Consider the following 12726-nt stretch of genomic DNA (forward strand, 5'->3'; position numbering starts at 1 on the left):
AGGGATGTCCATTCTGGGATTGCAGGGCGTGCGCGGCGGTGTAGGCACCACATCAATCACTTCGGCGCTCGCCTGGGCGCTGCAAATACTCGGGGAAAATGTGCTGGTCGTTGATGCCAGCCCCGATAACCTGCTGCGTATGTCATTCAATGTCGATTTTGCCCATCGCGACGGCTGGGCCAGGGCGCTGCTGGACGGTAAAGACTGGCGCGATGCCGGACTGCGTTATACCACCCAGCTCGATCTGCTGCCGTTCGGACAGCTTACGGTGGAAGAGCGGGAGAATCCTCAGGAATGGGCGGAAAAGCTGGGAGCTATTTGCGCTGGCCTGCGCGAACTGAAAGAGAGCCGACGCTATTCGTGGATTTTGCTGGATCTTCCCCACGGCGTCTCACCGCTGACGCAACAGTTGGTCAGTCTCTGCGATCATACGCTGGCGGTGGTAAAAGCGGACACCAATTGCCATATCCGGCTGCATCAACAGGCGCTGCCCACGGGCGCGCATATTCTGATTAACGATTTACGCATTGCCAGCCAGTTGCAGGACGATCTGTACCAGGTCTGGCTGCAAAGCCAGCGTCGTTTGCTGCCGATGGTGATCCATCGCGATGAAGCGATGGCGGAGTGTATGGCTTCGAAACAGCCGCTGGGCGAGTACCGTGGCGATTCGCTGGCGGCAGAAGAGGTGCTGACGCTGGCAAACTGGTGTTTGCTGCACTATGCGGGCAATCGCGCCCCTGCCGGGAGCGCATCATGAACATCCTGACCCGGTGGCTTCTCATTCCGCCGGTCGGCGCACGCCTGAGCGAGCGCTATCAAGGGTATCGCCGTCATGGCGCGTCGCCGTTCAGTGCGATGCTGGGCTGCCTGTGGGTGATTCTGGCGTGGACTTTTATTCCGCTTGAGCATCCGCGCTGGCAGCGCATTCGCGCGCAGCATAAAGCGCTCTATCCGCACATTAACGCCAACCGACCGCGTCCGCTGGACCCGGCCCGCTATGCCATTCAAACGCTCTGGTTGATGGCCTTCTCGCCGCGTAAAGAGAAGAAGGTCGAACCGCGCTGGCGGTCACTCTCCCGCCTGCTGGGCGTGCGCGGTCGCTATCATCAGTGGATGGACACGCTGCCCGACCGCGTCAGTAAAAAGACCACGCACCTGGAAAGCGAAAAAGAGCTGGGCCATCTTAGCAACGGGGTGCGCCGCTTTATCCTCGGCGTCATCGTCACTTTTTCCCTGATTCTGGCGATCATCTGTATTACCCAGCCGTTTAACCCGCTGTCGCAGTTTATCTTCCTGATACTGCTGTGGGGCGTCGCGCTGCTGGTGCGGCGGATACCGGGGCGTTTCTCCGCCCTGATGTTGATCGTGCTGTCGCTGACGGTGTCATGCCGTTATATCTGGTGGCGTTATACCTCGACGCTAAACTGGGATGACCCGCTGAGCCTGGTTTGCGGGCTGATTTTGCTGTTTGCGGAAACCTACGCCTGGATTGTCCTGGTGCTGGGGTATTTCCAGGTCGTCTGGCCGCTTAACCGCCAGCCCGTGCCGCTACCGAAAGAGATGGCGCAGTGGCCGACGGTGGACATTTTTATTCCGACTTACAACGAAGACCTCAGCGTGGTGAAAAACACCGTTTACGCCTCGTTGGGCATCGACTGGCCGAAAGACAAGCTGAGCATCTGGATTCTTGACGACGGTGGGCGCGAAGAGTTCCGCCAGTTTGCTCAGACCGTCGGCGTACAGTACATCGCCCGTACCACGCATGAACACGCCAAGGCCGGCAACATCAATAACGCGCTGAAATACGCGAAAGGTGAGTTTGTCTCGATCTTTGACTGCGACCATGTCCCGACACGCTCGTTCCTGCAAATGACGATGGGCTGGTTCCTGAAAGAGAAAAAGCTCGCCATGATGCAGACGCCACACCACTTTTTCTCGCCGGACCCGTTTGAGCGCAACCTCGGTCGTTTCCGTAAAACGCCGAACGAAGGCACGCTGTTTTATGGGCTGGTGCAGGATGGCAACGACATGTGGGATGCGACGTTCTTCTGCGGATCGTGCGCGGTGATTCGCCGTAAACCGCTGGATGAGATTGGCGGCATTGCCGTTGAGACCGTGACCGAAGATGCGCATACCTCGCTGCGCTTGCACCGTCGTGGCTACACCTCGGCCTATATGCGCATTCCACAGGCGGCAGGCCTGGCGACGGAAAGCCTGTCCGCGCACATCGGGCAGCGTATTCGCTGGGCGCGCGGCATGGTGCAAATCTTCCGTCTGGATAACCCGCTGTTCGGCAAAGGCTTAAAGCTGGCGCAGCGTCTGTGTTACGTCAACGCCATGTTCCACTTTTTATCGGGTATTCCACGGCTCATCTTCCTGACGGCGCCGCTGGCTTTCCTGCTGCTGCACGCCTATATCATCTATGCGCCCGCGCTGATGATTGCGCTGTTTGTGTTGCCGCACATGATTCACGCCAGCCTCACCAACTCGAAGATTCAGGGGAAATACCGCCACTCCTTCTGGAGTGAGATCTACGAAACGGTGCTGGCCTGGTATATCGCGCCGCCGACGATGGTGGCGCTGATCAACCCGCATAAAGGGAAATTCAACGTTACCGCGAAAGGCGGGCTGGTAGAGGAAGAGTATGTCGACTGGGTGATTTCCCGGCCCTATATCTTCCTGGTGCTGCTCAACCTGCTGGGGGTCGTGGTGGGCGTCTGGCGTTACTACTACGGCCCCGCCAACGAAATACTCACGGTGATCGTCAGTCTGGTGTGGGTTTTCTATAACCTGATCATTCTGGGCGGCGCGGTGGCGGTCTCTGTGGAAAGTAAGCAGGTACGCCGGGCGCACCGCGTTGAAATCTCCATGCCGGCGGCCATTGCCCGTGAAGATGGCCACCTGTTCTCATGCACCGTGCATGACTTCTCCGACGGTGGCCTGGGGATTCGGATCAACGGGCAGGCGCAGGTGCTGGAAGGGCAAAAGGTTAATTTATTGCTTAAACGCGGCCAGCAAGAGTACGTCTTTCCTACTCAGGTCGTGCGCGTGCTGGGCAATGAGGTCGGGCTGCAATTGCTGCCGATGACCACGAAACAACATATCGACTTTGTGCAGTGCACATTTGCCCGCGCGGATACGTGGGCGCTCTGGCAGGACAGCTTCCCGGAAGACAAACCGCTGGAAAGCCTGCTGGATATTCTGAAGCTGGGCTTCCGTGGCTACCGCCATCTTGCGGAATTTGCTCCGTCTTCCGTCAAAGTAATTTTCCGTTCTCTGACGACGCTGGTTTCCTGGATTGTGTCGTTTATTCCGCGTCGCCCGGAGCGGCAGCCGGATCAGGTGATGGCTCAACAATGATGATAACGCGATGAAAAGAAAACTTTCCTGGGTTTATGCAGTGGCTATGGGGATAAGCGCTTTCCCCACTTTCATGACGAATGCGACGCCTGCAACGCAACCATTGATCAATGCTGAGCCAGCGCAAGCGCCGACAGCGCCTGCGCCAGAAACGCCGGAGCAGCCGGTCGGCCAGGTAATGCCGGGCGTGCCGGGCGCCGATGCGCCCGTGGTGGCGCAAAACGGGCCTTCCCGCGATGTGAAGCTGACCTTCGCGCAAATCGCGCCGCCGCCGGGCAGCATGGTGCTGCGTGGCGTGAACCCGAATGGCAGCATTGAGTTCGGTATGCGCAGCGATGAGGTGGTGTCGAAAGCGATGCTGAACCTGGAATACACCCCGTCGCCGTCGTTGCTGCCGATCCAGTCGCAGCTGAAGGTCTACCTCAATGATGAGCTGATGGGCGTGTTGCCGGTCACGAAAGAGCAACTGGGCAAAAAGACGTTGGCCCAGATGCCGATCAACCCGCTCTTTATCACCGATTTTAACCGTGTGCGGCTGGAGTTCGTCGGGCACTATCGCGATGTCTGCGAAAACCCGGCCAGCAGTACGCTCTGGCTGGATGTTGGCCGCAGCAGCGTGCTGGATCTGACGTACCAGACCCTGCCGGTGAAAAACGATCTGTCGCACTTCCCGGTGCCATTCTTTGATCCGCGGGACAACCGCCAGGTTACGCTGCCTGTGGTCTTTGCCGGTTCGCCGGATCTGATGCAGCAGCAGGCGGCATCCATTGTCTCTTCATGGATCGGTTCGCGCGCAGGCTGGCGCGGCCAGCATTTCCCGGTGATGTACAACACGCTGCCGGATCGTAATGCCATCGTCTTTGCCACGAACGACAAGCGCCCTGATTTCCTGCGCGATCATCCGCCGGTAAAAGCGCCGGTGATTGAGATGATCAGCCACCCGGACAACCCATATGTGAAGCTACTGGTGGTCTTTGGCCGCGACGATAACGATCTGTTGCAGGCGGCGAAAGGCATTGCGCAAGGGAATATCCTGTTCCGTGGCGACAGCGTGGTGGTGGATGAGGTGAAGCCTCTGCTGGCGCGTAAACCTTATGATGCGCCGAACTGGGTACGTACTGACCGTGCGGTGACGTTCGGCGAGCTGAAAACCTATAAAGAGCAGCTCCAGTCCACCGGGCTGGAACCTGCGGCGATTTCGCTGTCGCTGAATCTGCCGCCGGATCTCTATCTGCTGCGCAGCAACGGTATTGATATGAACCTCAACTACCGCTACACCACGCCGCCGAGCAAAGACAGCTCGCGTATGGATATCAGCCTGAACGATCAGTTCCTGCAAGCGTTCAGCCTGAACAGCACCCAGGAAAGCAATCGCCTGCTGCTGCGTTTGCCGGTATTGCAGGGGCTGATTGACGGTAAAACGGACGTGTCGATCCCGGCGCTGAAGCTGGGGGCGATGAACCAGCTGCGCTTTGACTTCCAGTACATGAACCCGATGCCGGGCGGCTCGGTGGATAATTGCGTGACGTTCCAGCCGGTACAAAACCATGTGGTGATTGGCGACGACTCCACCATTGATTTCTCGAAATATTATCACTTTATCGCGATGCCGGACCTGCGCGCCTTCGCCAACGCGGGCTTCCCGTTCAGCCGGATGGCTGACCTTTCAGAAACCATTGCCGTGATGCCGAAAAACCCGAACGAAGCGCAGATGGAAACGCTGCTGGATGTGACCGGGACGATTGGCGCGCAGACCGGTTTCCCGTCGATTAACCTGAACATCACCGACGATAGCCGCCAGATTCAGGGTAAAGATGCGGATATTATGGTGATCGGGACAATCCCGGATGCACTGAAAGATGACAAACGCATCGACCTGCTGGTACAGGCGACGCAAAGTTGGGTGAACACGCCGATGCGCCAGACGACCTTCCCGAGCATCATGCCGGATGAGGCCGACCGCGCGCCGGATGCGAAATCCACCATCACCTCTGCTGGCGCGATGGCGGCGGTAGTGGGCTTCCAGTCGCCGTTCAACGACCAGCGTAGCGTGGTGGCGCTGCTGGCAGACAGCCCGCGCGGGTATGAACTGCTGACCGAAGCGATGAACGACAGCGGAAAACGCGCCGCTATGTTTGGCTCCGTGTCGGTGATCCGCGAGTCTGGCGTCAACAGCCTGCGGGTGGGCGATATTTACTACGTAGGGCATTTACCGTGGTTCGAACGCCTCTGGTACGCGTTATCGAATCATCCGGTGCTGCTGGCGATACTGGCGGCGGTTAGCGTCGTGCTGTTGGCCTGGGTTCTGTGGCGTCTGCTGCGCATTATCAGCCGTCGTCGACTCGATCCCGATAACGAGTAATCGATGATGAACGCGCTGCGTGGATGGATGTTAACTGCCCTGATGCTGGCGACCGTCAGCGTGCAGGCGGCCTGTACGTGGCCGGCATGGATACAGTTCAAAAAGGACTATATCAGTCAGGAAGGACGGGTGATTGACCCCAGCGACGCGCGCAAAATCACGACGTCGGAAGGGCAAAGCTATGCGCTGTTCTTTGCCCTCGCCGCCAACGATCGTCCGGCATTTGACCTGATCCTCGACTGGACGCAAAACAACCTGGCGCAGGGTTCCTTACAGGCGCATCTGCCTGCCTGGCTGTGGGGGCAGAAAGACCCCTCGACCTGGGAGGTGCTGGATGCAAACTCCGCTTCCGACGGCGATATCTGGATGGCCTGGTCGCTGCTGGAAGCCGGGCGCTTATGGAAAACGTCGCGTTATACCGACACTGGCGCCGCGCTGCTAAAACGCATTGCGCGTGAAGAGGTGGTAACGGTGCCGGGGCTGGGGTCAATGCTGCTGCCGGGGAACGTGGGTTTTGCGGAAAAGACGCGCTGGCGCTTTAACCCGAGCTATTTACCCCCGCAACTGGCGCAATATTTTACCCGCTTTGGCGCGCCCTGGACCACGCTGCGTGAAACCAATATGCGTTTGCTGATGGAAACCGCCCCGAAAGGGTTCTCGCCGGACTGGGTGCGCTATGAAAAAGACAAAGGCTGGCAGCTGAAACCGGAAAAAACGCTGGTCAGCAGTTACGATGCCATCCGCGTTTATTTATGGGCGGGGATGATGCACGACGGCGATCCGCAAAAAGCGCGGCTGCTGACGCGCCTGAAACCGATGGCGACGCTGACGACAAAAAACGGCGTTCCGCCAGAGAAGGTGGATGTCGCCAGTGGTAAAGCTCAGGGCGACGGGCCGGTGGGCTTTTCGGCTTCTTTATTGCCTTTCCTGCAAAACCGCGATGCTCAGGCGGTGCAGCGACAGCGCGTGGCGGACAATTTTCCCGGTAGCGATGCCTACTATAGCTATGTGCTAACGCTTTTCGGACAAGGATGGGATCAGCATCGTTTTCGCTTCACCGCTAAAGGTGAATTACTACCTGACTGGGGCCAGGAATGCGCAAGTTCAAACTAAGTCTCATCCATCTCATTTTGCCGGGTGGCGGTAACGCCTTATCCGGCCTACGGGATGCCGTTGATTGTAGGCCGGATAAGACGCTAAAGCGTCGCCATCGGGCAGTGCTCGGCCTGACGCTCGGCATCGCCTGGATGCCGTTCGCCGAGGCGGCGCCTTCCGCGCAACAGCAGTTGCTGCAACAGGTTCGGTTAGGCGAAGCCTCGCACCGTGAGGATTTGGTGCGCCAGTCGCTTTATCGCCTGGAACTGATCGACCCGAACAACCCGGAAGTGGTCGCCGCCCGGTTTCGCTACCTGCTGCGCCAGGGCGACAATGACGGGGCGCAGAAACAGCTCGACAGGCTTTCCCAGTTAGCGCCGAGTTCCAGCGCGTATCAGTCCTCCCGCACAACGATGATGCTTTCCACGCCGGAAGGACGCCAGTCCTTGCAGGAGGCGCGTTTACAGGCGACCACCGGTCATACCGAAGAAGCGATTGCCGCTTACGACGCGCTGTTTAAAGGTCATCCGCCGCAAGGCGATCTGGCGGTGGAATACTGGACGACGGTGGCGAAATCTCCCGCGAGACGTAACGAGGCGATTAATCAGCTTAAAAGAATTAACGCCAGTACGCCGGGCAATACTGCCCTGCAAAACACGCTGGCGCAGTTGCTGTTTGACGGCGGGCGACGCGATGAGGGATTTGCCGTATTAGAGCAGATGGCGAAATCCAGCGACGGGCGCACGACGGCTTCTGCTCTCTGGTATCAGCAGATTAAAGATCTGCCTGCCAGCGACGCCAGCGTAAAAGCGCTGCAAAAATACCTGACGGTGTTTAGCGAAGGCGATAGCGTCAATGCCGCGCGCAGCAAGTTGAGTGAACAGCAGCAACAGCTTTCCGACCCGGCGTTCAGAGCCAGAGCGCAAGGCCTGGCGGCGGTGGAGGCCGGACAGGGCGGCAAAGCCGTAACGGAATTGCAGCAGGCGGTAAGCGCGGATCACCGCGACAGCGAAGCCGTCGGCGCGCTGGGGCAGGCCTATTCGCAGCGCGGCGATCGTGCCCGCGCGGTGGCGCAGTTCCAGAAAGCGCTTGCGATGGACCCGAACAGCAGCAGTCGCGGCAAATGGGAAAGCCTGCTGAAGGTAAACCGCTACTGGCTGGCGATTCAGCAGGGCGACGCCGCGCTGAAAGCGAATAACCCGGACCAGGCGGAACGCCTCTACCGGCAGGCCAGGAGCATCGACAATACCGACAGCTATGCCGTGCTGGGGCTGGGCGACGTGGCGATGGCGCGTAAAGATTATCCCGCCGCCGAGCGCTACTATCAGCAGACGCTGCGAATGGACAGCGGCAACAGCAACGCCGTGCGCGGCCTGGCGAATATCTATCGTCAGCAGTCCCCGGAGAAAGCCTCGGCGTTTATCGCGTCGCTCTCCAGTCGTCAGCGGCAAAGTATTGATGATATTGAGCGTAGCCTTGAAAACGACCGGCTGGCGCAGCAGGCCGAAGCGCTGGAAAACCAGGGGAACTGGGCGCAGGCGGCGGAACTGCATCGTCGCAGGCTGGCGCTGGACCCCGGCAGCGTCTGGGTAACGTATCGTTTGTCCCGCGATCTGTGGAACGCCGGGCAGCGCAGCCAGGCCGATGCGCACATGCGCGCGCTGGCGCGTCAGAAACCGAACGACCCGGATCAGGTGTATGCCTATGGGCTGTACCTCGCGGGCAACGATCAGGATCGAGCGGCGATGGCGCATATCAATAATCTGCCGCGTAGCCAGTGGAACAGCAATATTCAGGAACTGGCGGACAGGCTGCAAAATAATCAGGTGCTGGAAACCGCCAGCCGCCTGCGTGATAGCGGCAAAGAGCGGGAAGCGGAAACGCTGCTTCGCCAACAGCCCGCCTCTACGCGCATTGATTTAACCCTTGCTGACTGGGCGCAGCAGCGGCGCGATTATTCTTCGGCGCGCGCCGCCTATGATGCGGTTCTGGCGCGGGAGCCGGGTAATGTCGATGCCCGACTTGGCCTGACGGAAGTCTATATTGCGCAGGGCGATAACGCGGCGGCGCGGGCGGAACTGGCGAAACTTCCCGCCCCGGCGACCGGGGAGCCGCTGTCCATCAATATGCAGCGCCGTATGGCGCGGGCTCAGGCGCAACTGGGCGATACCGTCGCGGCGCAGAAGACCTTCAACACGATTGTGCCACAGGCGAAGTCACAGCCGCCTTCTATGGAAACTGCGATGGTGCTGCGCGACGCGGCGGGTTTTCAGGCGCAAAACGGCGAACCGCAGCAGGCGCTTGAGACGTACAAAGACGCGATGGTGGCTTCCGGCATTACGCCGACCCGCCCGCAGGATAATGACACCTTTACTCGCCTGACCCGTAATGACGCGAAAGATGACTGGCTAAAACGCGGCGTGCGCAGCGATGCGGCGGATTTATACCGACAGCAGGATCTGAACGTCACGCTGGAGCATGATTACTGGGGATCGAGCGGCACCGGCGGCTACTCCGATCTGAAAGCGCATACCACCATGTTCCAGGTTGACGCGCCGTTGTCAGATGGCCGGATGTTCTTCCGTGCTGACCTGGTGAACGTGGATGTCGGCAGTTTCTCGACCCGTGCGGACGGCACCTGGGATAAGAACTGGGGCACCTGTACGCTGCATGACTGTAGCGGCAACCGCAGCCAGTCTGATACCGGCACGAGCGTGGCGGTCGGCTGGAAAAACGAAACCTGGAGCTGGGATATCGGGACTACGCCGATGGGCTTTAACGTTGTCGATGTGGTTGGCGGCGTGAGCTACAGCAATGATATCGGGCCACTGGGCTATACGCTGAACGCGCACCGTCGGCCAATCTCCAGCTCTCTGCTGGCCTTTGGCGGGCAGAAAGACGCGCCGAGCAACACGGGCACAAAATGGGGCGGCGTGCGTGCGGACGGCGGCGGTGTGAGCCTGAGCTATGACAAAGGTGAAGCCAACGGCGTCTGGGCTTCGCTGAGCGGCGATCAACTGACTGGTAAGAACGTCGCGGATAACTGGCGCGTGCGCTGGATGACGGGCTATTACTATAAAATCATCAATGAGAATAACCGTCGCGTCACCGTCGGCCTGAACAATATGATCTGGCACTACGACAAAGACCTGAGCGGGTATTCGCTGGGGCATGGCGGTTATTACAGTCCGCAGGAGTATGTGTCGTTCGCCGTGCCGGTGATGTGGCGGCAGCGTACGGAAAACTGGTCGTGGGAGCTGGGCGGTTCGGTATCCTGGTCGCATTCACGCACCAAAACCATGCCGCGTTATCCGCTGATGAATCTGATCCCGACGGATTACCGCGAAGAGGCGGCCACGCAGACGAATGGCGGCAGCAGCAGTCAGGGCTTTGGTTATACGGCGCGGGCGCTGATCGAGCGACGGGTGACGTCTAACTGGTTCCTCGGAACGGCAATTGATATTCAGGAAGCGAAGGATTATACGCCGAGCCATTTCCTGCTGTATGTGCGTTATTCCGCTGCGGGATGGCAGGGCGATATGGATTTACCGCCGCAGCCGCTGGTGCCGTACGCGGACTGGTAAGCGCCGAACGCCTGATGGCGACGCATTCGCGTCTTATCAGGTCTACAACACGCGCTTGCGGCCACGCCGTCATCCGGCAAGGCGCTCTTTCGTAGGCCGGATAAGGTGGTTACGCCGCCATCCGGCAGTGTGCGCTTTCTGTAGGCCGGATAAGGCGGTTACGCCGCCATCCGGCACTGATGATTCGGAAAAGTCCTTTTCAGATACGGCCTCTCTTTATGTCTGCGCGATCGGGTATACTCTGGCGGCAGCCTGGGGATAGTCATGGAGAGTCAATTTGCGCGTCAGCCGCTCGTTAACAATTAAGCAGATGGCAATGGTTGCGGCCGTTGTCCTGGTGTTTGTATTTATTTTTTGCACCGTTTTGCTGTTTCATTTAGTACAGCAGAACCGCTATAACACGGCTACGCAACTGGAAAGTATCGCCCGTTCTGTCCGCGAACCGCTGTCCGCCGCAATCCTGAAAGCGGATATCCCTGAAGCGGAAACCATCCTGGCGCGCATTCAGCCTGCGGGCGTGGTCAGCCGCGCCGACGTGGTGCTGCCGAACCAATTCCAGGCGCTACGAATGAGTTTTATTCCTGAGCGCTCCGTCCCGGTGACGGTGACGCGTCTGTTTGAACTGCCGGTGCAGATCTCGCTGCCGGTCTATTCCCTTGAACGGCCAGCCAACCCACAGCCGCTGGCGTATCTGGTGCTCCAGGCGGACTCGTTCCGCATGTATAAGTTCGTGATGAGCACGCTCTCGACGTTAGTGACCATTTACTTACTTTTATCGCTGATGCTGACGGTGGCGATAACCTGGTGTATGAACCGCCTGATTGTGCATCCTCTACGCAAAATCGCCCGGGAGCTTAACGATATCCCGCCGCAGGAGCTGACAGGCCATCAGCTGGCGCTGCCGCGTCTGCATCATGACGATGAGATTGGTATGCTGGTGCGTAGCTACAACCTGAATCAGCAGATTGCCCAGCGTCACAGCATTGAGCAAAACGATCATGCGATGCGCTTTCCGGTTTCCGAGCTTCCCAACAAGGCTTTCCTGATGGGGCTTCTGGAACAGGTTGTGACGCGTCAGCAGACGACGGCGTTAATGATTGTCACCTGTGAAACGCTGCGCGATACCGCAGGCGTGCTCAAAGAGACGCAGCGGGAAATCCTGTTGCTTACGCTGGTGGAAAAACTGAAATCGGTGCTGGCGCCGCGAATGGTGCTGACGCAGGTAAGCGGCTTTGATTTCGCCATCATCGCGCACGGCGTAAAAGAACCGTGGCACGCGATTACGTTAGGTCAGCAAGTGCTCACTGTCATTAATGAACGGCTGCCGATCGAAAGCATCCAGCTGCGCCCCAGTTGCAGCATCGGGGTGGCGATGTTTTACGGCGACCTGACGGCCGAGGCGCTTTATGGTCGCGCCGTCTCCGCCGCCTTTACCGCCCGCCGCAAAGGTAAAAATCAGATTCAGTTCTTTGACCCGGCGCAGATGGAAGCCGCGCAGCAGAGATTGACGGAAGAGAGCGATATTCTCAACGCGCTGGATAACCACCAGTTCGCTATCTGGCTGCAACCGCAGGTGGAGATGTCCAGCGGTAAGGTCCTGAGCGCAGAAGCATTATTACGCGTGCAGCAGCCGGATGGCAGTTGGGAACTCCCGGAAGGGTTAATTGACCGTATCGAATCCTGCGGTCTGATGGTGACGGTCGGGTACTGGGTGCTGGAAGAGTCCTGTCGCCAGCTTTCCGCCTGGCAGGAGCGTGGCGTGATGATGCCGCTCTCGGTGAATCTTTCCGCATTGCAGCTCATGCACCCGAATATGGTGTCGGATCTGCTGGAGCTGCTAAGCCGCTATCGTATTCAGCCGGATACATTGATTCTGGAAGTGACGGAAAGCCGACGTATCGACGACCCGCATGCCGCCGTCGCCATCCTGCGCCCGCTGCGCAGCGCGGGCGTACGCATCGCGCTGGATGACTTTGGTATGGGATACGCAGGGTTGCGTCAGCTTCAGCATATGAAATCGCTGCCGGTCGATATACTAAAAATCGACAAAATGTTTGTTGAGGGATTGCCGGAGGATGACAGCATGGTCACGGCGATTATCCTGATGGCGCGCAGCCTTAACCTGAAAATGATCGCGGAAGGCGTGGAGACCGAAGCGCAGCGCGACTGGCTGGCGCAGGCAGGGGTGGACGTGGCGCAAGGTTTCTTGTTTGCCCGCGCGGTTCCGCCGGATGTGTTTGAAGAACGTTATCTGAAGAACGCGCAGCCTGATTACAAAACTTAAAAAAGGTCAGACTTGTGCGAGCCAGCTCAAAGTTTTTAACA

Annotated in this window: 6 protein-coding genes; all 6 read left to right on the plus strand. The window is 58.7% G+C overall.

All coding sequences use genetic code 11. From position 1 onward, the window contains the following. Positions 1-4: 4 nt before the first annotated feature. The 6 genes from bcsQ (at position 5) to hmsP (ending at position 12685) form a co-directional block, all read left to right on the plus strand. Positions 5-757, plus strand: a complete 753-nt coding sequence (bcsQ, locus tag OGV67_RS01105) for a cellulose biosynthesis protein BcsQ (RefSeq protein ID WP_012135662.1) — start codon at positions 5-7, stop codon at positions 755-757. Continuing rightward, positions 754-3360, plus strand: a complete 2607-nt coding sequence (gene bcsA / locus OGV67_RS01110; RefSeq protein WP_012135661.1) for a UDP-forming cellulose synthase catalytic subunit — start codon at positions 754-756, stop codon at positions 3358-3360. Before bcsQ ends, bcsA begins: the two co-directional genes overlap by 4 nt. A gap of 10 nt (positions 3361-3370) precedes the next feature. Further along, positions 3371-5722, plus strand: coding sequence for a cellulose biosynthesis cyclic di-GMP-binding regulatory protein BcsB (bcsB, locus tag OGV67_RS01115; protein ID WP_286464845.1), 2352 nt, complete (start codon positions 3371-3373; stop codon positions 5720-5722). Between the two features lie 3 nt (positions 5723-5725). Next, entirely contained in the window at positions 5726-6835 is a 1110-nt protein-coding gene (bcsZ, locus tag OGV67_RS01120) for a cellulose synthase complex periplasmic endoglucanase BcsZ (protein WP_080750344.1), read from the plus strand. After that, positions 6817-10401, plus strand: a complete 3585-nt coding sequence (gene bcsC / locus OGV67_RS01125) for a cellulose synthase complex outer membrane protein BcsC (RefSeq protein ID WP_115614327.1) — start codon at positions 6817-6819, stop codon at positions 10399-10401. Before bcsZ ends, bcsC begins: the two co-directional genes overlap by 19 nt. Positions 10402-10678: 277 nt before the next feature. Then, entirely contained in the window at positions 10679-12685 is a 2007-nt protein-coding gene (gene hmsP / locus OGV67_RS01130) for a biofilm formation regulator HmsP (RefSeq protein ID WP_024131042.1), read from the plus strand. The last annotated feature ends 41 nt before the right edge of the window (positions 12686-12726 follow it).

The organism is Citrobacter sp. CK188 (assembly GCF_030333525.1).
Lineage (GTDB): Bacteria > Pseudomonadota > Gammaproteobacteria > Enterobacterales > Enterobacteriaceae > Citrobacter_B > Citrobacter_B koseri.

Bases quoted from the DNA above. Each gene is read 5' to 3' on its own strand.
- bcsQ (WP_012135662.1), top strand. From the start codon at position 5: ATGTCCATTCTGGGATTGCAGGGCGTGCGCGGCGGTGTAGGCACCACA.
- bcsA (WP_012135661.1), top strand. From the start codon at position 754: ATGAACATCCTGACCCGGTGGCTTCTCATTCCGCCGGTCGGCGCACGC.
- bcsB (WP_286464845.1), top strand. From the start codon at position 3,371: ATGAAAAGAAAACTTTCCTGGGTTTATGCAGTGGCTATGGGGATAAGC.
- bcsZ (WP_080750344.1), top strand. From the start codon at position 5,726: ATGATGAACGCGCTGCGTGGATGGATGTTAACTGCCCTGATGCTGGCG.
- bcsC (WP_115614327.1), top strand. From the start codon at position 6,817: ATGCGCAAGTTCAAACTAAGTCTCATCCATCTCATTTTGCCGGGTGGC.